Raw genomic sequence first — 23,890 nt, 5'->3', positions numbered from 1 at the left:
CGGCGTGGCGTCGAGATCGCGCGCATGGACATTGAACAGGGCGGAGAAGTCGCCGCTTTCATAGCCGATCAGCAACCGGCCGGCGAGGTCGCGATAGCCTTCAAGCTTGCGATCGGCGAGAGTGGGGGAGGCGGTGTTGGTGACCCAATTGTCGCGCCGCTGCAAGATGCCGGAGGCGCGGAAGGTGAAGCCGCCGCCGATCGGGCCGCCGATCGCCGCCTCGGCATTGACTGTGTTGTAGGTCGCCCAGGAGACGCTGCCATAGCCGCCGAAGGTGCTGCTGGGCGCGGTCGAATTGAGCTTCACCACGCCGGCCGGGGTGTTGCGGCCGAACAGCGTGCCTTGCGGACCGCGCAGCACTTCGACGCTGGCCAGATCGAATACCGGGAAGGATTTCAACATCGGGTTTTCGAGCGCGACATCGTCATAGACCACTGACACCGGCTGCGCGGCGGTCGGGTCGAAATCGGTATTACCCAGGCCACGGATATAGAAGCGCGGGAAAGTGCGGCCGAACGAGGATTCGACCAGCAGGCTGGGGGTGCGGCCGGATAGGAACCGGACGTCGAGGCCGCTCGAGTTGAGCACGTCGAGCTTCTCGGCCGAGATGGCGGAGACAGCGATCGGTACGTCCCGGCTCGACTCCGCCCGGCGCGTCGCGGTGACGACGATGTCGATCTCGTCGGGTGCGGCCTGTTCCTGCGGGGCAGGGGTTTCGTCCTCGGCATGGGCAATGTCGGGCAGTGCCAGGCCAAAAGCAAGCAGCGACAGAGTCGTCGCGAGACGAGAAACCGACAATGCCCGATGCGCTGAGCTGGTTTTCATGGATATCCCCCGTTGAGTATCTGCATCCGCCCCGCAGGCGACTCCATTGTGTCCCGGAGTTCGAGTCAATTCGTAACCGCTCTGTAACAGGGGGCAAGTGAAGCTCGGGGCCCTGGTCCCGATCGTCTCGGATTTGGCCGGGGCTGTTGCATTTCTGACGCAATTTGGTGGGGGATTTTAATCGAACCACCACAGCCATCCCCGCGAAAGCGGGGATGGCGAAAGACGTCCATCGAGAAGCGATAGATAAATATCTGATATAATTATATTATAGCACCCACTACTGAGATGGCGGGAAGGGAGATATGCGACACACCGGTGTCCCATATCTCAACCCTCTCGCCACGGCCGCCGCCCGAGATACGCGAATGACCGGTGTCCCATATCTCAATCCTCTCGCCGCGACGGCGGCCCGAGATATGCGATGACCGGTGTCCCATATCTCCCGCCACCAGTCCCCAGTCCTGCCCCCCCGACCCGCTACTCTGTCGCGGAGATGACGGAGAGAGGCGCAATGACGCAGCACAAAGAAAAAGCCGCCGCCCGGATGATCCGGACGGCGGCTTATTCTTGTCAGCGCCGAGGGCGCTACCCGATCATTCCTTGATCAGATATTCGCCCGCATCGGCGTCGGTGCCGGTGCCGCTGGTCACGACCGAAGCCAGGGCATCGCTACCCGTGTCGTCGGCGATGTCGCGCAGCTTCTCGGCTGCCCGCTCTTCCGCCGCCGAATTCGGCGCGATCAGCGCTTCCTGCAGGCGACGCTGCTGGACGCGCAGTGCCGCGTCACGGCTGGAGGCCGCGACCCGCAGACGGTTCATGCCCGCGCCGGTACCGGCGGGGATGAGACGGCCGACGATGACGTTCTCCTTGAGGCCGATCAGCGTGTCCTGCTTGCCCTGGACCGCCGCCTCGGTGAGGACGCGGGTGGTCTCCTGGAACGACGCCGCCGAGATGAAGCTGCGGGTCTGCAGCGACGCCTTGGTGATGCCGAGCAGGACGGGCTTGCCCTGAGCGCGACGCTCCTTCTTGTCGAGCTTGTCGTTGATCGCATCCATCTCGTCGCGATCGACCTGCTCGCCGGCCAGCAGCGTGGTATCGCCGCCATCGGTGATCTCGACCTTCTGCAGCATCTGGCGAACGATCACCTCGATGTGCTTGTCGTTGATCTTCACGCCCTGAAGTCGGTAAACTTCCTGGATTTCCGAGACGAGATATTCCGCCAGCGGCTCGATCCCGAGCACTTCAAGAATGTCGTGCGGGTCGGGGCTGCCGCCGATCAGGTTGTCGCCACGCTTGACGTAGTCGCCTTCCTGAACGTCGATCACCTTCGACTTGGGCACCAGATACTCGACGACCTCACCGCCATCCTCGGGCTGAATGCCGATCTTGCGCTTGGCCTTATAGTCCTTGCCGAACACGACACGGCCCGAGACCTTTGCGATGATCGCATTTTCCTTCGGCTTGCGCGCTTCGAACAGCTCCGCCACCCGCGGCAGACCGCCGGTGATGTCGCGGGTCTTGGCTGCTTCGCGGCTGACACGAGCCAGAACGTCACCGCCGGAAACCTGCGCGCCGTCCTCGACCGAGAGCGTGGCGCCCGGTGCGAGCATGTAGCGGCCGGCTTCACCCGAGTCCCCGTCGAGCAGGGTCAGACGCGGACGCAGATCCTCCTTCGACTTGGTCGCGGCGCGATATTCGATGATCACGCGCTGCGAGATGCCGGTGGCTTCGTCGGCCTGTTCGACCAGCGTCTTGCCCTCGATCAGGTCGACATACTTCACGACACCGGGGTTTTCCGTGATCACCGGCATGGTGAACGGATCCCATTCGGCCAGGCGATCGCCCTTCGAGACGATATGGCCATCGTCGTACATCACATAGGCGCCGTACGGGATGCGGTGCACCGCACGCTCGCGGCCGTCCATGTCGACGATCGCGATTTCGCCCGAACGGCTCAGCACGACTCGGCGGCCGCGCTGATCCATGATGATGCGAAGGTCGCGATACTCCATCGTCCCGTCGGCAACCGCCTCAAGGTTCGACTGCTCGTTGAGCTGCGCCGCGCCGCCGATGTGGAAGGTCCGCATCGTCAGCTGGGTGCCCGGCTCACCGATCGACTGGGCGGCAATGACGCCGACCGCTTCACCGATGTTGACCGGCGTACCGCGGGCGAGATCGCGCCCGTAGCACTTGCCGCACACGCCGATCTTGGTTTCGCAGACCAGCGGGCTGCGGATCTTCACGGCCTGAGTGCCGATCGCCTCGATCTTCGTGATCATCGGCTCGTCGAGCAACGTGCCCGAGGGGATGACGATCTCGCCGGTCTTGGTGTCGACAATGTCCTCCGCGGTCGTACGACCGAGGATGCGCTCGCCGAGCGATGCGATGGTCGAGCCGCCCTGGACGATCGCGCGCATTTCCAGCGCACGCTCGGTACCGCAATCATTCTCGATGATGACGCAATCCTGCGACACATCGACCAGACGGCGGGTCAGGTAACCCGAGTTGGCGGTCTTCAACGCCGTGTCCGCGAGACCCTTGCGGGCGCCGTGGGTAGAGTTGAAATACTCAAGGACGGTCAGGCCTTCCTTGAAGTTCGAGATGATCGGCGTTTCGATGATCTCGCCCGACGGCTTGGCCATCAGCCCGCGCATACCCGCCAGCTGCTTGATCTGTGCCTGCGAACCACGGGCACCGGAGTGCGCCATCATGTAGATCGAGTTGATCGGCGCTTCGCGACCGTTCGGCAGCTTCTTCACTGCCTTGATCTCGTCCATCATCGCCGTCGCAACGCGGTCACCGCAGCCCGACCAGGCGTCGATCACCTTGTTGTACTTCTCCTGATGCGTGATCAGACCATCCTGATACTGCTGCTCGAAATCCTTCACCAGCGCGCGCGTCTCATCGACCAGGCCGACCTTGGCGTCCGGGATGATCATGTCGTCCTTACCGAACGAAATGCCCGCCTTGAACGCGTGCTTGAAGCCCAATGCCATGATCGCATCGGCGAACAGCACGGTCTCCTTCTGGCCGGTGTGACGATAGACCTCGTCGATCACGTCGCCCACATCCTTCTTGGTGAGGAGGCGGTTGACGGTGTCGAACGGCACCTTCGAGCTCTTCGGCAGGCACTCACCGAGCAGCATGCGGCCCGGCGTGGTTTCGTAGCGCTTCAGGTACGCGTTACCGTCCGCATCGGTCTGCGGAACGCGCGTGGTGATCTTGGTGTGGAGCGTCACCGCGCCGGCCTCGATCGCCTGATGCACTTCGGCCATGTCCGAAATCAGCATGCCCTCGCCGGGCTCGCCTTCCTTCAGCATCGACAGATAATAGAGACCCAGCACCATGTCCTGCGACGGCACGATGATCGGCTTGCCGTTCGCCGGCGACAGGATGTTGTTGGTCGACATCATTAGCACGCGCGCCTCGAGCTGGGCTTCCAGCGAGAGGGGAACGTGGACCGCCATCTGGTCGCCGTCGAAGTCGGCGTTGAAGGCCGAGCAGACCAGCGGGTGAAGCTGGATTGCCTTGCCCTCGATCAGCACGGGCTCGAACGCCTGGATGCCGAGACGGTGAAGCGTCGGCGCGCGGTTGAGCATGACCGGGTGCTCGCGAATGACTTCGTCGAGAATGTCCCAGACTTCCTTGCGCTCCTTCTCGACCCACTTCTTCGCCTGCTTCAGCGTCATGCTGAGGCCCTTGGCGTCGAGACGGGCATAGATGAACGGCTTGAACAGCTCGAGCGCCATCTTCTTCGGCAGGCCGCACTGATGCAGCTTGAGTTCCGGACCGGTCACGATGACCGAGCGGCCCGAATAGTCGACGCGCTTGCCGAGCAGGTTCTGACGGAAGCGGCCCTGCTTGCCCTTGAGCATGTCGGACAGCGACTTCAGCGGACGCTTGTTGGCGCCGGTGATCGTGCGGCCGCGACGGCCGTTATCGAACAGGGCGTCGACGGCCTCCTGCAGCATGCGCTTTTCATTGCGGACGATGATGTCCGGCGCGCGCAGCTCCATCAGGCGCTTCAGGCGGTTGTTGCGGTTGATCACGCGGCGATACAGATCGTTCAGATCCGACGTCGCGAAGCGACCGCCGTCCAGCGGCACCAGCGGGCGCAGCTCGGGCGGGATAACCGGAACGACCTCGAGGATCATCCATTCCGGGCGGTTACCCGAATCGATGAAGCTCTCGACGACCTTCAGGCGCTTGATGATCTTCTTCGGCTTCAGTTCCGACTTGGTGACCGCCAGCTCTTCGAGCAACTCCTTGCGCTCGCCCTCGAGATCGAGGTCCTGAAGCATGATGCGGACCGCTTCGGCGCCGATGCCGGCTGAGAACGCGTCCTCGCCATATTCATCCTGCGCGTCGAGCAGCTCGTCTTCGGTCATCAGCTGGTATTTTTCCAGCGGGGTGATGCCCGGCTCGATCACGATATAGGCTTCGAAATACAGCACGCGCTCGAGCTGCTTCAGCTGCATGTCAAGCAGCAGGCCGATGCGCGACGGCAGCGACTTCAGGAACCAGATATGCGCAACCGGCGCGGCCAGTTCGATATGGCCCATGCGCTCGCGGCGGACCTTCGAAACGGTCACCTCGACGCCGCACTTCTCGCAGACGATGCCCTTGTACTTCATGCGCTTGTACTTGCCGCACAGGCACTCGTAATCCTTGATCGGACCGAAGATGCGCGCGCAGAACAGGCCGTCACGCTCGGGCTTGAACGTGCGATAGTTGATGGTTTCCGGCTTCTTGATCTCGCCGAAGCTCCACGAACGGATCCGGTCCGGGGACGCGATGCCGATCTGGATCTGGTCAAAGGTTTCGGTCTTGGCGACCGGATTGGCGAAGTTGGTCAGTTCGTTCATTCTCAATTCCTCGCTGGGAGGGAAAATTCTGTGCGAGCGGCGGATCGAACCCCGCCCCGGAAGGGCAGGGCTCTATTCCATCACTCCGCCGCGATCGCGACGCCGTCGGAGTCGAACTGCTCGATGCTCTTCAGCTCGACGTTCAGACCCAGCGAGCGCATTTCCTTGACGAGCACGTTGAAGCTCTCCGGAATGCCGGCCTCGAAGGTGTCGTCGCCCTTGACGATCGCTTCATAGACCTTGGTGCGGCCGACCACGTCGTCGGACTTCACCGTAAGCATTTCCTGCAGGGTATAGGCGGCGCCGTAAGCCTGGAGTGCCCAGACCTCCATCTCACCGAAGCGCTGACCACCGAACTGCGCCTTACCACCCAGCGGCTGCTGCGTGACGAGCGAGTAGGGGCCAATCGACCGGGCGTGGATCTTGTCGTCCACGAGATGGTGCAGCTTGAGCATATAGATGTAGCCGACGGTGACCTTGCGGTCGAACTTGTCGCCGGTACGCCCGTCGAACAGATCGCTCTGCCCCGAGGTATCGAGACCCGCCAGCGCCAGCATCGCCGAAACATCGGCTTCGCGGGCACCGTCGAACACCGGAGTCGCCATCGGCACGCCGCCGCGCAGGTTCTGCGCCAGTTCGATGATCTCGTCGCTCGTACGGGCGTCGATCTCTGCGTGATACTGCTCGCCATAGACCGTCTTGAGGCGATCCTTGACGACTTCGGGCATTGCGCCGGCCACGGCGTCTGGATTGGCTTCGCGCCAATCTTCCAGCGCTTGACTGATCTGTTGTCCCAGGCCGCGTGCGGCCCAGCCGAGATGCGTCTCGAAGATCTGACCGACGTTCATGCGCGACGGCACGCCGAGCGGGTTGAGCACGATGTCGACCGCAGTACCATCGGCGAGGAACGGCATGTCCTCCGCCGGCAGGATGCGGCTGATCACGCCCTTGTTGCCGTGACGGCCGGCCATCTTGTCGCCCGGCTGCAGCTTGCGCTTCACCGCGACGAACACCTTGACCATCTTGAGCACGCCGGGCGGCAGCTCATCGCCACGCTCCAGCTTTTCGCGACGATCGAGGAACTTGTCCTGGATCAGCTTGGCAGCATCGTCATACTGTACCTTGACCGCTTCCAGATCGCTCTGGATCTTGTCGTCGGCGACGGCGAACTTCCACCATTCGTGACGATCGACACTGTCGAGCAGGTCCTGGTCGATGACCACGCCCTTCTTGACGCCCTTCGGCGCAGCCGTCGCGGTCTGGTCGAGCAACATCTCGCGCAGGCGCGACCAGGTCGCACGGTTGAGGATGCTGCGCTCGTCGTCCGAGTCCTTCTTCAGGCGCTCGATTTCCTCGCGCTCGATCGCCATCGCGCGCTCGTCCTTGTCGATGCCGTGGCGATTGAACACCCGGACCTCGACGACGGTGCCGGCAACGCCCGGCGGCAGGCGCAGCGAGGTGTCGCGCACGTCCGACGCCTTTTCACCGAAGATGGCGCGGAGCAGCTTTTCCTCCGGCGTCATCGGCGATTCACCCTTGGGGGTGATCTTGCCGGCCAGGATGTCACCCGGCTCCACTTCGGCGCCGATATAGACGATGCCCGCTTCGTCGAGGTTGCGCAGTGCTTCCTCGCCGACGTTCGGGATGTCGCGCGTGATATCCTCTGGCCCGAGCTTGGTGTCGCGGGCCATGACTTCGAATTCCTCGATATGGATCGAGGTGAAGACGTCGTCCTTCACGATGCGCTCGGAGATGAGGATCGAATCCTCATAATTGTATCCGTTCCACGGCATGAACGCGACGAGGCTGTTGCGGCCCAGCGCGAGCTCACCGAACTCGGTCGAGGGACCATCGGCGATCACGTCGCCGGTGTTCACCACGTCACCGACCTTCACCAGCGGACGCTGGTTGATGCAGGTGTTCTGGTTCGAGCGCTGGAACTTCATCAGCGTGTAGATGTCGACGCCCGACTGGCCGGCCTCGACGCTACCCGTCGCGCGGATCACGATACGTGCGGCATCGACCTGGTCGACCACACCGGCGCGCTTGGCGGAGATCGCCGCGCCGGAGTCACGCGCAACCGTCTCTTCCATGCCGGTGCCGACGAACGGCGCCTCGGCCTGGACCAGCGGCACAGCCTGACGCTGCATGTTCGAGCCCATCAGTGCGCGGTTGGCGTCATCGTTTTCCAGGAACGGAATGAGCGATGCGGCGACCGAGACGAGCTGCTTCGGGCTGACGTCCATCAGCGTGATGTTGTCGGGAATCGCCATCAGGAATTCACCCGACTGACGCGACGACACCAGTTCCTCGACAAAGCCCTTCGACGCGTCGAGCTCAGCGTTTGCCTGCGCGATCGTATGCTTGGCTTCTTCCATCGCCGACAGATAGACTACGTCATCGGTGACCTTATGGTCGACGACCTTGCGGTACGGCGTCTCGATGAAGCCATACTTGTTGACGCGGCTGAAGCTGGCGAGCGAGTTGATCAGACCGATGTTCGGGCCTTCCGGCGTTTCGATCGGGCAGATGCGGCCATAATGGGTCGGGTGAACGTCTCGGACTTCGAAGCCGGCGCGCTCACGCGTCAAACCACCCGGCCCAAGTGCCGACACGCGGCGCTTGTGGGTGACTTCCGACAGCGGGTTAGTCTGATCCATGAACTGCGACAGCTGCGACGAGCCGAAGAACTCACGCACCGCGGCGACTGCGGGCTTGGCGTTGATCAGGTCGTTGGGCATCACGGTCGAGACGTCGACCGAGGACATGCGCTCCTTCACGGCGCGCTCCATGCGGAGCAGACCGACGCGGTACTGGTTCTCGAGCAGCTCGCCGACCGAACGCACGCGGCGGTTGCCGAGATTGTCGATATCGTCGATTTCGCCCTTGCCGTCCTTCAGGTCGACCAGCGTCTTGACGACCGCAAGGATATCCTCGGTGCGCAGCGTGGTGACCGTGTCCTCAGCATCGAGGTCAAGGCGCATGTTGAGCTTGACGCGACCGACGGCCGACAGGTCGTAGCGGTCGGGATCGAAGAACAGGCCGCTGAACAGCGACTCTGCGGTTTCGAGCGTCGGCGGCTCGCCAGGGCGCATGACGCGGTAGATGTCGGACAGGGCCTGCTCCCGCTCTTCGGCCTTGTCGGCCTTGAGCGTGTTGCGGATCCACGGGCCGGTCGCGACATGGTCGATGTCGAGCAACTCGATGCGATCGATGCCGGCCTTGTCGAGCAGTTCGAGATTCTCGGCCGAGACTTCGTCGCCGGCTTCGATATAGATCTGGCCGGTGGTCTCGTTGATCAGGTCATAGGCGCTGTAGCGGCCGAAGATTTCCTCGGTCGGGATCAACAGGTCGGTCAGGCCGTCCTTGGCTGCCTTGTTGGCAGCGCGCGGGCTGATCTTCTGGCCCGATGGGAACACGACTTCGCCGGTCTTCGCATCGATGATGTCGAACATCGGCTTCTGGCCGCGCCAATTTTCCGCCTGGAAAGGAATGATCCAGCCGCCCTGGCCGCGCACGAAGGTGACGCGGTTGTAGAAGTAATTGAGGATTTCCTCGCCGGTCAGGCCCAGCGCGTACAGCAACGCGGTGACCGGCAGCTTGCGCTTACGGTCGATACGGACGTTGACGATGTCCTTGGCGTCGAATTCAAAGTCGAGCCACGAACCGCGATACGGAATGACGCGCGCAGCGAAGAGGTACTTGCCCGATGCGTGGGTCTTGCCGCGATCATGGTCGAACAGGACGCCCGGCGAGCGGTGCATCTGGCTGACGATCACGCGTTCCGTGCCGTTGATGATGAAGGTGCCGTTGCCCGTCATCAGGGGCATGTCGCCCATGTAGACGTCCTGCTCCTTGATATCGAGGACCGAGCGCGAATCCGTGTCGGCATCGACCTCGAACACGATCAGGCGAAGGGTAACGCGCATCGGCGCCGCATAAGTGATACCGCGCTGACGGCATTCATCGGTATCGAACTTGGGCGGCTCGAGCTCGTAATTGACAAAGTCGAGCTCGGCGGTGCCGGCGAAATCACGGATCGGGAAAACCGAACGCAGCGTCTTTTCGAGACCGGAGACATAACCGATCGAGGCATCGGAGCGCAGGAACTGTTCGTAGGATTCGCGCTGAACCTCGATCAGGTTCGGCATCTGCACCACTTCGTGGATGTTGCCGAACACCTTGCGGATGCGGCGCTTTGCGGTGCCGCCCTCGCCACGCCGCGAAGCGGTGCCCTCGATTGCCTTGGTCGCCATGGATTTTTTTGCCTTACAGCTAAGAATGTCGCGCCCGGCATCCACCGGGGGGCACGCGTAGAGACGCAAAAAAGCCGCATGTCATCCTCATCGGAAAACAGCAGCTTCAAGCGTCTCAAGAACCGCAGAACCCAATTCGATCGATGCGCTGCGCGACGGCGCATCATTTCCCGAGGTCTGTGGTGAGCTGGCCATATAGGAACCGTGTTGGATTCTGTCAACGCGGGGCGACGGGCATCGGTTCTGCGCGTGCTGAGGTCCGCGAGCGCGAGGAAGAATGTCGCGCGTCAAAAGATAGAAGAGGAATAATTCAAATAACTTACATCAATGTTGGCATATCATCTTTGTAAGAAAAAGTCATTTATAGTGCGGCGCAACAAAATATCTAAAATACTCGTTACGAAAACGGAATGATCTTAAGTGTTATGGTCGTTGTGCCACCGAAATAGTCGATTCATCGGCCGCATCTACCCATTCAACGCAATTCTGATGTTCTCATGGGTCAGAATCAGGGTTCCCTTCATTGAGTCCCCGTTATGAAAATCATGCCCCCACCGCATCGTCGCGCGTTCGCCGCGCTTGTCCCAACCCTGGTGCTGCTCGCGGTTCCCGCCGTTGCGCAGGAGGTGCAGACCGCGCCGCCAACACAGACGGTAGCCCCGCCGCCGGTCGTTCCGACGATCACGGCCACGCCACCGGCACCCGCGACGGTAACGCCGCCCGCTGCTCAAGCGACGACGCCCGAACCGGCAGCCGAGCCGGCCGCAGAAGCCGAGGCCGCTCCTGTTGCGCGCCGGACGGCGCGTACCGTTCGTCAGGCGCGCACCGTTACTCGTGCTCCTGCGCCGCGGGCCGCACCGGCCGCCGCCGCCGAACCCGCGCCCGTCGTCGCGGCCGCACCGGCAACCACACCACCTGTGACGACCCCAGAGGTCGCGCCGGTTACTGAAGCACCCGTTGCGACCGCTCCAGTGCCAGCGCCGGAAACCGTCACCCCTGCGGTTGATACCGCAGCCACCACGACCGCGACCGAGGCCGCGCCGATCTGGCCATGGGTGCTCGCCGGCATCGCGCTGCTCGCCATAGTGGGCGCGTTGATCCTGCGTCGCCGCCGCCGTGCCGCTGAAGACGTCTATTATGAAGAGGATTATGTCGAGCCGGTTGCGGAAGTCGAGCCTGCCCGTGTCGAGCCGGTTCGTGCCGAGCCGGTGATGGCGCCCGAGCCGCAGTTCCTGCGCGTGGCACCGCTGGCCGCCGCGCCAGTTGTTGCCGCACCGTTGGCCGCTGCGCCAGTCGCCGCCGCTACGGCTGATGAAGTAGCGGATGCCGTCGCGGTCGAGGCTGAGCTGGCCGAGCCAGAGGCCGAAGATGTCGCCGCGCTCACAGCTGGTACCGCGCATGCCGATCGTCCGTGGCTCGAATTCTCGATGCGCCCAGTCCGTGCCGGCAGCAATGCTGACGACGCGCTGGTCGAAATCGAGCTGACCGTAGGCAATTCCGGGGCGGTCGCGGCCAAGGATGTGCGCATCTCGACCTTCATGTTCGCGACCGAGTCCGGTAATGAGGCCGAGATGGAGCGGCTGCTGCTCGATCGGAGCGGGGAAGGCGAGGTCTCGCCCGTCACGATCGAACCGGGCGAGGGGACACGCATCGACGCAACCCTGTCGCTGTCCAAAGAGGTTCTTGGCGAAGAGGCGAAGACCTTCGTTCCGTTCGTGGTCGCCAATGCCCGCTATCGCCTGGCCGATGGCAGCGAAGGCCGCACCAGCGCCTCGTTCACCATCGGTATGAATGACGGCGACGCGACTGACGGCAGCGGGGAGATGCGCCCGATCGCGATCCATCGCCAGCAGATGAGCGACAATATCGAGGCGCGGCTGCACGGCGTTCCCGAACACGCCTGAGCCCTGATCCTTTGCTGACGCCGGGCCCGTCTCTCCTTCGGGAGAGGCGGGCCCTGGCATTTGCGGCGTTCACCGCCTTTGCCTCTCGCCTTGCCGCGATCGATGCGGCGGTCGTATGGCATTCAGAAATACTCGGTTAAGGCGCACCCGTGGGGACCATGACGACATTTTTCGCAAGCCGGCTGCGCCTTCTCGCTCTGCCATTGTTTTTGACCGCAACCGGCGTCCAGGCACAGAGCAGCCCGACGCCGGCGCCCACGCCAACGCTCATTCCGGGGCTGGAAAATTTTCGCCTGCCCGGCGATCGCGGGCCCGCACCGCGGCCAACTCCCACGCCGACGCAGCGTACTGCGCCACCGCCGGTCGCGCGGACGGTGCCGCCGCCACGCCCCGCGGCCCGACCGACCCCGCGCGCGACGCCGACGCCCCGAGCTGCTCCCACACCCAGGGTGATCGCCACGCCGCGCGCGATTACGCCGCCGGTTGCCGCGGCACCGCCGCCGCGTGTCGAAGCACCGGTCACCGCACCGACGCCGGTCATCCGCGCCGCGCCGCAGCTTGCACCACCGCCGGCAACGCCAGCGCCAGAGGCGGTGCCGGTAGCGACGCCGACACCAATTGTGACTTCATCGCCGGTCGCGACGGTTGATGCCGAGCCGTCGGCCGGCAATGCGCGCTGGCTCATCATTGGCGGTATCGCGGTCGTTTTGATCGCGGGACTGGGATGGGCCGGCCTGTTCTTCCTGCGGCGCCGCAACATCCCCGAGGATCGCGAGATCGAGATCGGGGTGTCGGCCGACGATAATGGCGAACTAGCCCATGCCTTTCCGCCGACCGCGGCCCCCGAACCTCAACCCCAACGCCAGCCCCAGCCCCAGCCCCAGCCCCAGCCCCAGCCCCAGCCTGAGCCAATGCCGGAGCCGGAGCCGGAGCCGGTTCAGCCGGCCGTTCGGCCGCCTGCACCTGCACCTCCACCTGAGCCGGTACCGCTGCCCGAAGCACCGCGGTCGCCGTCCTTTCTCAAGCCGGCGCCGGTCACGGCCGGCCCACGTGCACAGATCGAATTGGCATTACGGACGCGCCGCGCCGGTACTAACCTGACCAGCGCGGCAGTCGATTACGAGATCGGTGTCCGCAACACCGGGAACGCAGCGGCGCGCGGCATCCGGCTCGATATCCGCCTGCTCAGTGCGAGCGCGGAGCAGGATGCGGTACTGACCGCGCTGTTTGCCGCGCCGATCGACAAGCCGCCGGTTGCGCCCTTCGATCTTGAGCCGGGCGCCGATGTCTCGCTCGGCGGCATGGCGATGATGCCAAAGGAAGCGCTCAGTATCCTGACCGTGCAGGACAAAGCGTTCTTCGTGCCCGTGATGTCGGTCAATGCGCTCTATCATTGGGAGCCGGGTGAAGCGCATGGCGGCAATGGCCAGACCGCCACCGCGTTCGTCATCGGTATCGACCGGGGTGAGGATGCGAAGATGGGACCGTTCCGCGCCGATACCGGACCGCGCATGTTCGATGGTGTGAGCCAGCGGCCACACAGCCTGACCATCGAGCGCTGAGTCTTGTTCTCGCCAGGCGCCGGGAGCGTAGGCGCTGCCGTTCGCGACCTTTCTGCCAGCGTATCACTCATATAGAAAAAGGGCGGCCCCTTGGCAGGGGCCGCCCTTTACTGTCGCTGGCCGGCATGAGCAAAGCCCATGCCTGTCGTTCGGCCCCGAGAGGCCGCCGGTCGGCCTTGCGGGAGTGCGATCTAGCGTTGCCGCTAAACCGCCTCTCCCGCTGCGGCTTACTTGATCTCGACAGTCGCGCCGGCTTCTTCCAGCTGCTTCTTGATCTTTTCGGCTTCGTCCTTCGACACGCCTTCCTTGACGGCCTTGGGAGCCGACTCGACCAGCGTCTTGGCTTCGGTCAGGCCGAGCGCGGTGATCGCACGGACTTCCTTGATGACGTTGATCTTCTTGCCGCCGTCGCCGGTCAGGATGACGTCGAATTCGGTCTTCTCTTCAGCTGCCGGGGCTGCTGCGCCGCCGCCGGCACCCGCCGGAGCTGCTGCAACCGCTGCTGCGGCCGAAACGCCCCACTTCTCTTCGAGCAGCTTCGACAGTTCAGCTGCTTCGAGGACGGTCAGGGCACTAAGCTGGTCAACCAGCGCGTTCAGGTCTGCCATGTGTATTCTCCAGTTCGGGGCATCTGCCCCATCGGTTCAGTTCAACAATTGAGTCTCGAAATTGCCTGAAATTCAGGCCGCTTCCTTCTCCGCGTAGGCGGAAAGAACGCGCGCGATCTGCGCCGCGGGAGCCTGCGTGATCGTCGCCAGCTTGGTTGCCGGGGCAACAAGCAGACCGAGGATCTTGGCACGCAGTTCATCCAGCGAGGGCAGCGTTGCGAGCGCCTTCACGCCGTCGACGTTGAGGGCAGTCGCACCCATCGCCCCACCGACGATTTCGAACTTGTCGTTCGTCTTCGCGAAATCGACAGCCACCTTGGCGGCTGCGACCGGGTCGATCGAGGTGGCAAGGCCTACCGGCCCGGTGAGCAGATCGCCCAGCGAGAGATAGTCGGTGCCATCGAGCGCGATCTTGGCAAGCTTGTTCTTCGAGACCTTATAGGTCGCGCCGGCGTCGCGCATCTTGTTCCTCAGCTGCGTCGATTGCGCGACGGTGAGGCCGAGATTGCGGGTGACAACCACCACGCCAACCTCGGAAAAGGTGCGGTTCAGCTCGGCGACGAGCTCGGTCTTTTGAGCGCGATCCATGCCATTCTCCACGTATCTGACCCACATGCGCAAACATGCGGGCCGGTTAAGACCGGAGGCTCGACTAACCCGGGCCTCCGGGTTGTCCGTCGATTGGGGCATGGGAACCGGCCGCTTGAGGAGCGGCAGGCGAACCGGCGCAGGGCGAACCCGGCGGCGTAAATTCCATTCCCCGTCTCGGTAGGAGATTAAGCCGGAAACCGGCACCTACTGTCTCGGACGGTATCCCGGCGCGAGCGGACTCGTGCCGGGAGAGGGGGCGCTGTTAGCGGGGATCGGGGAAAAGTCAATCCACAACGCCACGGCCGGCATTGCGTGCCGAGCCATCGGGCACCGGTTTCGACAATGGCCGGCTCAGGGCATGCCTAGCTGCATACCCCTGCCGTCGCAATGATCCGGCGCATCTGGGCGGGGCGGTCGCGAACCGATAGGCATTGCGCGCCGGGAGGGATGGTCGCGCCCGCGGGGCAGGCCTCGGTCACCATGACGCCGTCATTGCCGCCAAGCGCGAAATCGGCATCTTCGCTGGTGGCCATACCAAGCTTGTCCTCGGCATTGATCCATAAGGGATTGGACTTGCCGGCATAGGAAATGAGCATCCAATCGCCATCGAGCGCGCTGACGGTGTAATCGGCCGGCAGGCGCCAGCGCCGCACGATCTTCCCGTTGCTGTTCAGCTCGACCGCCGGATTGGTCGTGAACGGTCCGGAAGGCTTGAAGTCGGGAATGGCGGTGACGCGCAGAGTGGCGACCGGGCCGCATGGGCCATCCGGGTCGACGCGCTCAAGTGCCGGATGCTTGGCCACGCTGCCTTCCTTGACCGCGAAGCCAAGCGAAATCGGCGCAACGACCGGCGCGGGTGCGGTCGCGCCAAGGGCGAGGGGAGTCATGAGGATCAGCCAGTATCGCATCGCCCGACGCTAAAATCGGGGCTGTCGCTGGTCAAGCGCAACGCGAAGGGCAGGCATCCGTGATCATGCGAGTGTCCGGAATTATGATCATTACCCGAGGCTTCGCCATGACTCCCGGGACGACTGTCGTAATTCTGTTATCGAAGAGTCTTGGTGGTGACCCGCTCCCGCAATGCAGATGACAGGTTAGACCGACAAAGCAGCCCCGACGCCAACAGGCGATTCCAAAGGGGGAAGCCATGACCGACACGATGACCGCCTATAGCGATGGCGATATCGATACCAATTTCAGCACCGCTTCGCCGCACCTGAACGAACTGGTCGATGCGCGCTATTCCCGCCGCCAGGCGCTACTCGGCGGTATCTCCGCCGCGACCGTCGCGGTGTTCGGCGGCGTGATGCTTTCGGCATGCGGGTCGAGCGCCGCGGATGCGGCACCCCCGGTGACGGTGTCGGCCGGCGGCAGCATTGCCACCACTTCGGGCAAGACGGTCACGTTGACCGGCACCGTCACCGGGGCCGCGCTGTCGAGCGGCTGGACTCAGGTCAGCGGCCCGCCGGTCACGCTGACGGTCGTCAATGCCGGGACCGCGACCTTTGTCGCGCCGAGCGTCGCCGTCGCCACGCCTCTGGTGTTCCGTTTCACCGGCACCAATGCGAGCAATGTCTCGACCACTGCCGACGCGACCGTCACGGTCAGCCCCGCACAGCTCGGCTTCGTCGCGACGCCCAAGAGCCTGGCCGATATGGTTGCCGTGCCGACCGGTTACAGCGTCACGGTGCTGTACCGCCTTGGCGATCCGATCCTGTCCGGCGCCGGCGCCTATGCGAACGACGGCAGCGACACCATGTTCTCGCGCCGTGCCGGCGATCACCATGACGGGATGAGCTATTTCGGTCTTGCAGCATCGGGCAGCGCGCCCGATCCAACCAATAGCAGCCGCGGCGTGCTGGCGATGAACCATGAGAACATCACTCCGGCCTATCTCCATGTCGGCGGCCCGACCTCGCCCGGCGGCGTCCGCCCCGAAGCGGAAGCATTGAAGGAAATGGAATGCCATGGCGTCTCCGTGGTCGAGGTGAGCCGCGGCGGTACCGCCTGGTCCTATAGCGCCAGTTCGTCGCTCAATCGCCGCGTCACGCCGCTGACGCAGATGCGCTTCAATGGACCGGTGCGTGGTGACGCCGCACTGAAGACGGTGTTCTCGACCGATGGGACGAGCGGGCGCGGCACGATCAACAATTGCGCCAATGGCACCATGCCGTGGAATACCTATCTGACCGCCGAGGAGAATTGGGCCGGCTATTTCAAGCGTGAGACCGGCGATGTCGCGACGCGCGGCGGCGCCTCGGCCAAGGCCAATGTCAGCTTGGCACGCTACGGGATTCCCGAGAACCGTCCGGGCAATTATGGCTGGGCTACGGTTGTACCGGCAGATACTGCCAGCACCATTTATACGCGCTGGAACGTCACGGCACGCGCCGGCCAGCCGGCCGACGGCACGGGCGATTTCCGTAACGAGGCGTTCCAGTTCGGCTGGATCGTCGAGATCGATCCGTTCGACGCCGCCTCGACGCCGCGCAAGCGCACGGCGCTCGGCCGCATGAACCATGAGGGTTGCCAGATCGGCCGTACCGTCGCGGGCGTCCGCCCCGCTTTCTATATGGGTGACGATGCCACCAACGAATATATCTACAAGTTCGTCTCCACCGCCGTGTGGTCGGCGGCTGACGCCACCGCGACCGACCGGCTGGCTATCGGTGACAAATATCTCGATGCGGGCACGCTCTATGTTGCCAAGTTTAACGCGGATGGCAGCGGCCAATGGCTGCCTTTGGTATTTGGCACCGGGCCGCTGACCGCCGGCAATCCCGCTTATGCTTTTTCCAGCCAGGCTGAGGTCCTGATCAACGCGCGCCTTGCCGGTGACGCGCTCGGTGCGACGCGGATGGACCGGCCGGAATGGACCGCGGTCAACCCCGCGACGGGGGAGATGTATTGCACGCTGACTAACAACAGCACGCGCAACACCGGTAATACCGATGCCGCCAACCCGCGCGCCTATACCGACCCGAAGAGCACCGGCGGGCAGACCAACGGCAATGCCAACGGCCATATCGTCCGGCTGCGCGAGGCCGGAGATACCACCGAGGCGACGAGCTTCGCCTGGGACATCTACGCTTTCGGCGCGGGCAGCGATCTTGACTCGACCAATATCAATCTCTCGGGCCTGGACGCGACCAATGACTTCTCGTCGCCTGACGGTCTGTGGTTCGGCTTGCCGAGCAACATCTCCGGTCAAAATACGCCGATCATGTGGATTGAAACCGATGACGGTGCCTTTACTGACCAAACCAACTGCATGTTGCTGGCGGCGATCCCGGGGACGGTGAACGACGGCGGCACGCGCAGCGTGACCAACACGATCGGCGGAGCGAGCGGTACCCAGTCGACGCGGATCGGCAAGGTACCCGGCACAACGCTCAAGCGCTTCCTGGTCGGGCCGAAGGAATGCGAGATTACCGGCATTCACTCGACGCCGGACGGCAAGTCGCTGTTCGTCAACATCCAGCATCCCGGCGAAGGCGGCAATGCAGCGAGCATCAGCAGCAACTGGCCGGCCAATCAGTCGGGTACGCCGGCAACCGGATCGCGACCGCGCTCGGCGACGATCGTTATCACGCGCGACGATGGCGGTATCGTCGGGCTCTGAAGCGGGACTCAAAAAGCAAAGGGCCGGGAGCGATCCCGGCCCTTTTCCATTGCCCGCGCTAATCGGGCCGATCAGGGGGCGGTGATCAGGATCACCACCCGGCGATTTTCGCGGCGTCCCGTGGCGGACGCGTTGGTCTCGACCGGGAAACGCTCGCCAAGGCCGGTGGCCCGAACATTCTCGGCAGCGAATCCATTGGCCGTCAGCAACCCGGCCACCGCATCCGCGCGCCGCTTCGACAGTTGGTCGTTATACTCGATGGTGCCGGTCTTGTCGGTATGGCCCTCGACCTCGGCGTGTTGAATGCCGACCGTGAGCAATCGCGTGGCAATCCGGACGATCGTCTCCGTCTGACTCGCATCAGGCTGGCTTTCGTCGGTGGCGAACAACAGTCGGTCGTCGACCGTGAATTCCCAGCCGCGCGCCGTCTGGACGAAATTCTCTTCCTTCAGCATGGCAAGCTGCTCGACCGACCATTTGCTGGGGGGCGGCGGCGTGGCGCAACCGCCCAGCAGAAGCGCCATCATCGCGGCAAGAATGATCGATATACGTCCGAACACCATCATCATCGTCCCTGTTGTTTGCCCTTATCGCGTGGACCGTTTCGCCACGAACATCTCGCTGTCCGCATGGTGGACCAATGCTGCCACATCGGCGCCGTCCTGCGGATAGACGGCGGCACCGATGCTGAGGCTGACCGAAATCCGCTCGCCCGAGGGGAGTTCGATCGGCGCAGTCATTGCCGCGGCAATATTCTCGCGCACTCGCATCACCGCCTCCAGATCGCTGGGCGCCGCCAGCAACAGCGCGAACTCGTCGCCGCCGAGCCGCGCGGCGAGATCCTGCGCGCGCAGGCTGGCGCGCAGCCTCACGCCGATCTCGGCCAGTACGACATCGCCGGCAGCATGGCCGAACCGGTCGTTGACCTGCTTGAACCCATCGCCATCGGCATAGAGCACGGCGAAACTCGTGCCCTCGCGTTTCGCCTGATCGAGCAGAGCGGCGAGCTGCTGATCGAACAGGGCGCGGTTGGGGAGGCCGGTCAGCGCGTCGTGCGTGGCGCGGTGGCTGAGCGTTTCATTCTCATAGCGCAGCCGATGCTGCCATTGTTCCAGTTCGGCGAGCAGTGCGTTGAAATCGTCGCGCAGCGTATCGACCTCAAGGATTGTCGCCTTGGGCGCCCGGCGGTCAAAGGCGCGATCGACGCGCACCGCGTGCGCCACGGCCGCGATCGCGCGCAGCGGCGCGATCACCGCGCCCTGGAGGTGAAGCGCAAGCAGGAAAGTCGCGACTCCCGTCACGATCAGGCAGGCGAGGGTGCCGAGCAGCCCGGCCTCGATATAGCCGGCAATGATCCCGGTCTGTCCGCGAACCCTGACCTCGCCGATGGTCGCGCCTTCATGGACCACCGGCGCGACCGTGGGGTCGGTAAAGTAGAGCGTCTCGACGATCCGGTTGAGTGACAGAAATGGCGCCGGTCCGGTCGGTGACTTCCATTGCGCCAGGATGCGGCCGCCACGGGCCGATACGGTGATCTCGGCGATCCCGTCGGTGGTGGTGAGCGGCGCGATGCTGCGCTGCGCGGCTTCCGCATCGTTGAAGATGATCGCAGGTGCGACGCTATAGCTGGCGGTCTGGGCAATCAGCTTGAGATTCTGCTTGGCGTAGAGCCCGACCGCCGTGAAACCGGTTAGCAGCACGGTCAGCCCGGCAATGCCGACGGCGAACAGCGTCACCCGGAAATGAACCCGGGTCAGCACCTGGCGCAAGGTGGGCAGGGGTTTTGTGGGCAGGGGTTTGGCCGGATCCGTCATGCCGGGCCCCCATTCGCGGACGAGATGCGCAGGACACGGGGGTCGACCCGGACCGTCCCGCGCGAAATGGCGTCAATGCTGAGCCGGAACCCAAGCGAGCCGGTCCGCAAGCGCAGGCAGAACATGGTGCCGCCGCGGCAGAGCGGGTCGGATTCAGCGATCGACAGTACGCCACGGCCATGAATGCCGGAAATCATCTGGCGCTGCTGGTCCGGCGCCATTGCTCCAAGATAGAGAATATCGCAGTCGCTGGTCGTGCCGCCCGCGGCGATCTTGCGCAGCGCTACCGACCGGTTCGCATTGCGGTCGATCTCGGCCGGCCGGAGCGCGACTTGTGTGGCGCCGCTGATACAAAGCCGCAATTGCTGGGGGTTCACCGGCCAGCGCGTGTAGCTGATGATCCCGCCTATGGTGCGCGACACGGCAATCGCCTGTTCACCTGCGTCGGATGGAAACTTCGATTCCATGACGGCGGTCGGGGGCGGACTGACGGCACCGTCGACGCTCGCCGCCAACAGGGCGATTCCGAAAAACACCTGCGCGTCATTCCCCACTCGGCCTTATGGTTAAGCGGCCCGTAACGAACGCTACCGAAATGACCGGTCGATTGCCAGCAAATTGCTGCGGCGCGGTAGGAGGGGGGTGGTGCAGGGGACCAGGCCGGCTGGTGGATCCTCAGAGTGCGGCAAGCAACGCTGCACGCAAGTGGCCAACATTGTCTGGTTCGATCAGCATCAGGTCTGCTTGCGGCGGCAAACCACAGGCCGTTGTCGCGATCACCGGCAGACCCGCCGCGAGAGCTCGCAACACGGTACGCGGGCGATGTTCAATCAGGGCGGGGAGCACCACCCCCGCCAGTTCGGCTGGCCGTTCGTCCCGGAACAGGCGGCGGGCGTTCAGGCCGGACCAGAATCCCGGCTCCTCCACCGCACCGCGCTCAATCAGCAGCTCGATGTCGAGTCCGGCCATCGCTTCGCGCATGGCGTGGATACCCTTGCGCGCCACGGCGGGACCGGCGAACAGAAAAGCACGCCCACCGCGGCGGGCGGGCAGGGGAGTGGCTGGTGCCCAGTCGATCAGGTCTATACGGCCGGGGAAGCATTCGGCCACCGCGCGGTGCGGGGTGATCAGGCGCTGGGCGGCCGCCAGCGCAGCACTTTCCGCGGCCACGATCGGTTCGGGTGCGCGAAAATCGCCCAATGTCGGACTCCCGGCATGACGTGCATGCGCCGCGTCGAGAATGGCCTGCAAGGCCTGCATCGGCAGCCGGTCGAGCAGCACGTCGAAGCGCCGCCCTTGCAATACGCCCGATCGCCAGAGGTGCGGCAATAGGGTCTGGGCGATGACCAGGTGCGTGTGGGCGGCAGAGAGGCCGCGTGCATGGGCCGCCGCGATGCGCGCATCCGTTGCCAGCATCAGCGCGGCCAGCGGCACAGCGCCGGCGCGAAGGCGAAGCGTGGCGGAACGATGCAGGGCGGCGAGATCCGCGGTGCGGTCGCGCCCGATCTGTGGCCACCCCCTTGCGCCCGCGCCAAAACGTCGGGTCGGGAGCAGCAGCAGGTCGTCGGGGCCGGCCTCGTCGCGATACAAGGCCGCGAATTCCGGGGTTGGCGCATCGACCAGCCACGCGATCGGCAGCCGCTCCGCCTTGGGTCGGTCGGGATTGTGACGATGGCAGCTGATCTGGCCGCAGCTCAGGCAATCATGCGCGGTCAGTCCGGCGATCAGGCTTGCCGCGGGATCATCGCTCGGCCCCTTATGGCCGCGGATCCTGAGTTCGAGAGTGTCGGTGGTGAGCTGGGCCTCGATGCGAAACGCCTGTCTGGCGCGCATGCGCAGATCGAGATAGTTCCAGAATACGGTTGCGTCCCGCCCGTCGGCGGCGCGCGATCCGGGGACGATACGGGTGTGCGCGTGGCGCTCGACAATCTCCAGCCCTGCGTCCAGCCCGGCTTCGTAAAGCGCGTTGGACAATTGGCACAGACCGCCGCCGATAGTCGCGATCATGCATCCTTCGCGCAGTTCGCGGCCGGCGACAAAGCCGCGGCGGCGAACCGGGCGGCCGACATGGCGCCAGAAGCTGAACAGCTCGCCCGCTGCCACTTCAATCCCGTTAATGCCGCGCAATGCGGCGCGAAGATTCTGAATCTTGCCGGCATTAAGCGCATGATCCTTCGCGCCGCCCGAGACCGTCCACAGCGGCGAAGTGATCGAGGCAATAACCGGCGCATCGCTCAGCATCGCCGATCGCGGATGGCGGCGCAGCGCAGTGCCCGGCGTGATGTCGCGCATCAGGCGACGGGCGCGTAGCACCATCGCCTTGGTCGAAAAGACCAGGGCGCTTGCACGGGTCGGGACACCCGTCCGCGGCAGGGCGGTTGCGTTGGCGGCACGTTCGCTCATCTCTTTTGGCAGGATGTCATTCGCATCTCCAGAGTCAATCAAGTGATGAGACACCTTGTCGGGGTGCGGTGTCGCGCTCATCTTGCAGTATGGCGACTCCCCGCGGATCATAGCTGCGATCCCGGTGCGTGACGGAGCGCGGAAGGATTTTCATGATGCGTGTTGGACCATTACTCGCCCTTGGTGCGCTGCTGATGCTCGCTGGCTGCAATCAGGACGACCAGGGCAAGGTCAATCAGAACGGGAGTGCCCCGCCTCTGGAGGCCAATCTGACGGCCATCCCCGAAGCGGAAAATGTCGCAATCGCCAATGCGGAACCCGTTCGAAAGGTTGCGCATGTCGACAGCGCAGCCGGATCGGAGCGCTTCACCTGCGACAATGGCGCCAGCGTGATCGTGACCTATGGTGAGGATAGCGCCGCGCTACTGATCAACGGCGAGGCCTATGAATTGCCCGCTGTCGCGGCAGCATCGGGATCGAAATACCGGAGCGAGACCGGGATGACCGAGGGCAAGAGTCTGGCCTGGTGGAGCGAGGGCAATCGCGCGGCGCTGACCGAGGCGCCGATCGACCGCAAATCGGGTGACAAGGATGTGGTCCAGAAATGCAAACTGGCGGCCGATGCGACGTCGCAACCCGATATCGGCTGACCCGCGCCGACGCGCATGAACCCGGCATAGCAAAAGGGCCGGAGTTTCCTCCGGCCCTTCGCATTTCTACGCCGCTGGTGTGTGGCTTACGCCGCGACGACCTCGGCCGTGTCGACCTTGATGCCCGGGCCCATCGACGAACTGACCGCGATCTTGCGGACATACTTGCCCTTGGCGCCCGACGGCTTGGCCTTGACCACCGCATCAACCAGCGCGTCGAAGTTCGCGCGCAGATCTTCCGCCGGGAACGACGCCTTGCCGATGCCCGAATGGATGATGCCGGCCTTTTCGACGCGATATTCGATCTGGCCGCCCTTGGCCGCCTTGACCGCTTCGCCGACGTTCATGGTCACGGTGCCGAGCTTCGGGTTGGGCATCATGCCCTTCGGCCCGAGGATCTTGCCGAGACGGCCAACGATGCCCATCATGTCCGGGGTCGCGATGCAGCGATCGAAATCGATCGTGCCGCCCTGAACGATTTCCATCAGGTCTTCCGCACCGACGACATCGGCGCCGGCTTCACGGGCTTCGTCAGCCTTCGCACCCTTGGCGAACACGCCGACGCGCACCGTCTTGCCGGTGCCCTTGGGCAGGGTGACGACGCCGCGAACCATCTGGTCGGCGTGACGCGGATCGACGCCGAGGTTCAGCGCGACTTCGATCGTCTCGTCGAACTTGGCGGTTGCATTGGCGCGCGCGATCGCGATCGCTTCGTCGATGCCGTGGAGCTTTTCACGATCGACGGTCGTGGCGAGGGTCTTCGCCTTCTTGGTCAGCTTTGCCATGT

General features: G+C 64.1%; 15 protein-coding genes. 4 read left to right on the top strand and 11 right to left on the bottom strand.

Annotated elements, in window-relative coordinates; translation table 11 throughout:
- From ACRECS_RS12200 to rpoB, 3 genes are all read right to left on the bottom strand, one after another.
- Positions 1 to 825: TonB-dependent receptor plug domain-containing protein (locus ACRECS_RS12200; RefSeq protein WP_431583232.1), on the bottom strand; the 825-nt coding region annotated here is incomplete at its 3' end.
- Between the two features lie 596 nt (positions 826 to 1,421).
- Positions 1,422 to 5,693 carry a DNA-directed RNA polymerase subunit beta' gene (rpoC, locus tag ACRECS_RS12195; protein WP_431583231.1) on the bottom strand — a complete coding sequence of 1,424 codons (4,272 nt, stop codon included), beginning with the start codon at positions 5,691 to 5,693 and terminating at the stop codon, positions 1,422 to 1,424.
- A gap of 80 nt (positions 5,694 to 5,773) precedes the next feature.
- Positions 5,774 to 9,949 (bottom strand): DNA-directed RNA polymerase subunit beta, encoded by a 4,176-nt coding sequence (gene rpoB, locus ACRECS_RS12190; protein WP_431583230.1) that lies wholly within the window; start codon positions 9,947 to 9,949, stop codon positions 5,774 to 5,776.
- A gap of 536 nt (positions 9,950 to 10,485) precedes the next feature.
- Here rpoB and ACRECS_RS12185 point away from each other — a divergent pair.
- Entirely contained in the window at positions 10,486 to 11,853 is a 1,368-nt protein-coding gene (locus ACRECS_RS12185; RefSeq protein ID WP_431583229.1) for a hypothetical protein, read from the top strand.
- Between the two features lie 158 nt (positions 11,854 to 12,011).
- Complete coding sequence (locus ACRECS_RS12180; protein ID WP_431583228.1) at positions 12,012 to 13,415, top strand: hypothetical protein; 1,404 nt, start codon at positions 12,012 to 12,014, stop codon at positions 13,413 to 13,415.
- 227 nt (positions 13,416 to 13,642) lie between these two features.
- Here ACRECS_RS12180 and rplL read toward each other — a convergent pair whose 3' ends face one another.
- From rplL to ACRECS_RS12165, 3 genes are all read right to left on the bottom strand, one after another.
- Positions 13,643 to 14,023 carry a 50S ribosomal protein L7/L12 gene (rplL, locus tag ACRECS_RS12175; RefSeq protein WP_431583227.1) on the bottom strand — a complete coding sequence of 127 codons (381 nt, stop codon included), beginning with the start codon at positions 14,021 to 14,023 and terminating at the stop codon, positions 13,643 to 13,645.
- 72 nt (positions 14,024 to 14,095) lie between these two features.
- A complete protein-coding gene (gene rplJ, locus ACRECS_RS12170; protein WP_431583226.1) occupies positions 14,096 to 14,611 on the bottom strand; it encodes a 50S ribosomal protein L10 in 516 nt (171 codons plus the stop codon).
- Positions 14,612 to 14,976: 365 nt separating this feature from the next.
- A complete protein-coding gene (locus ACRECS_RS12165; protein ID WP_431583225.1) occupies positions 14,977 to 15,501 on the bottom strand; it encodes a hypothetical protein in 525 nt (174 codons plus the stop codon).
- A 260-nt stretch (positions 15,502 to 15,761) separates the two neighbouring features.
- Here ACRECS_RS12165 and ACRECS_RS12160 point away from each other — a divergent pair, with 260 nt between their 5' ends.
- Entirely contained in the window at positions 15,762 to 18,236 is a 2,475-nt protein-coding gene (locus ACRECS_RS12160; RefSeq protein WP_431583224.1) for an alkaline phosphatase PhoX, read from the top strand.
- A gap of 71 nt (positions 18,237 to 18,307) precedes the next feature.
- Here ACRECS_RS12160 and ACRECS_RS12155 read toward each other — a convergent pair whose 3' ends face one another.
- From ACRECS_RS12155 to ACRECS_RS12140, 4 genes are all read right to left on the bottom strand, one after another.
- Positions 18,308 to 18,799, bottom strand: a complete 492-nt coding sequence (locus ACRECS_RS12155) for an OmpA family protein (RefSeq protein WP_431583223.1) — start codon at positions 18,797 to 18,799, stop codon at positions 18,308 to 18,310.
- A 24-nt stretch (positions 18,800 to 18,823) separates the two neighbouring features.
- Positions 18,824 to 20,050 carry a diguanylate cyclase domain-containing protein gene (locus ACRECS_RS12150; RefSeq protein WP_431583222.1) on the bottom strand — a complete coding sequence of 409 codons (1,227 nt, stop codon included), beginning with the start codon at positions 20,048 to 20,050 and terminating at the stop codon, positions 18,824 to 18,826.
- Entirely contained in the window at positions 20,047 to 20,472 is a 426-nt protein-coding gene (locus ACRECS_RS12145) for a YfiR family protein (RefSeq protein ID WP_431583221.1), read from the bottom strand. Before ACRECS_RS12145 ends, ACRECS_RS12150 begins: the two co-directional genes overlap by 4 nt.
- Before the next feature lie 253 nt (positions 20,473 to 20,725).
- Entirely contained in the window at positions 20,726 to 22,453 is a 1,728-nt protein-coding gene (locus ACRECS_RS12140; RefSeq protein ID WP_431583220.1) for a VanW family protein, read from the bottom strand.
- Between the two features lie 155 nt (positions 22,454 to 22,608).
- On the opposite strand from ACRECS_RS12140, the gene ACRECS_RS12135 reads away from it, so the two are divergent.
- Positions 22,609 to 23,103 carry an MliC family protein gene (locus ACRECS_RS12135; protein ID WP_431583219.1) on the top strand — a complete coding sequence of 165 codons (495 nt, stop codon included), beginning with the start codon at positions 22,609 to 22,611 and terminating at the stop codon, positions 23,101 to 23,103.
- 86 nt (positions 23,104 to 23,189) lie between these two features.
- On the opposite strand, the gene rplA is transcribed toward ACRECS_RS12135, so the two are convergent.
- Positions 23,190 to 23,888 carry a 50S ribosomal protein L1 gene (gene rplA / locus ACRECS_RS12130; protein ID WP_431583218.1) on the bottom strand — a complete coding sequence of 233 codons (699 nt, stop codon included), beginning with the start codon at positions 23,886 to 23,888 and terminating at the stop codon, positions 23,190 to 23,192.
- Positions 23,889 to 23,890: the final 2 nt, after the last annotated feature.

This window comes from Sphingomonas sp. (assembly GCF_050725575.1).
Lineage (GTDB): Bacteria > Pseudomonadota > Alphaproteobacteria > Sphingomonadales > Sphingomonadaceae > Sphingomonas.
The sequence above is the reverse complement of the archived record's forward strand: the minus strand, read 5'-3'. Positions and strand labels throughout refer to the sequence as shown.

Excerpts from the sequence above, each read along its gene's own strand:
- rpoC (WP_431583231.1), bottom strand. The coding sequence starts at position 5,693 with ATGAACGAACTGACCAACTTCGCCAATCCGGTCGCCAAGACCGAAACC.
- rpoB (WP_431583230.1), bottom strand. The coding sequence starts at position 9,949 with ATGGCGACCAAGGCAATCGAGGGCACCGCTTCGCGGCGTGGCGAGGGC.
- ACRECS_RS12185 (WP_431583229.1), top strand. The coding sequence starts at position 10,486 with ATGAAAATCATGCCCCCACCGCATCGTCGCGCGTTCGCCGCGCTTGTC.
- ACRECS_RS12180 (WP_431583228.1), top strand. The coding sequence starts at position 12,012 with ATGACGACATTTTTCGCAAGCCGGCTGCGCCTTCTCGCTCTGCCATTG.
- rplL (WP_431583227.1), bottom strand. The coding sequence starts at position 14,023 with ATGGCAGACCTGAACGCGCTGGTTGACCAGCTTAGTGCCCTGACCGTC.
- rplJ (WP_431583226.1), bottom strand. The coding sequence starts at position 14,611 with ATGGATCGCGCTCAAAAGACCGAGCTCGTCGCCGAGCTGAACCGCACC.
- ACRECS_RS12165 (WP_431583225.1), bottom strand. The coding sequence starts at position 15,501 with ATGACTCCCCTCGCCCTTGGCGCGACCGCACCCGCGCCGGTCGTTGCG.
- ACRECS_RS12160 (WP_431583224.1), top strand. The coding sequence starts at position 15,762 with ATGACCGACACGATGACCGCCTATAGCGATGGCGATATCGATACCAAT.
- ACRECS_RS12155 (WP_431583223.1), bottom strand. The coding sequence starts at position 18,799 with ATGGTGTTCGGACGTATATCGATCATTCTTGCCGCGATGATGGCGCTT.
- ACRECS_RS12150 (WP_431583222.1), bottom strand. The coding sequence starts at position 20,050 with ATGACGGATCCGGCCAAACCCCTGCCCACAAAACCCCTGCCCACCTTG.
- ACRECS_RS12140 (WP_431583220.1), bottom strand. The coding sequence starts at position 22,453 with ATGAGCGAACGTGCCGCCAACGCAACCGCCCTGCCGCGGACGGGTGTC.
- ACRECS_RS12135 (WP_431583219.1), top strand. The coding sequence starts at position 22,609 with ATGCGTGTTGGACCATTACTCGCCCTTGGTGCGCTGCTGATGCTCGCT.
- rplA (WP_431583218.1), bottom strand. The coding sequence starts at position 23,888 with ATGGCAAAGCTGACCAAGAAGGCGAAGACCCTCGCCACGACCGTCGAT.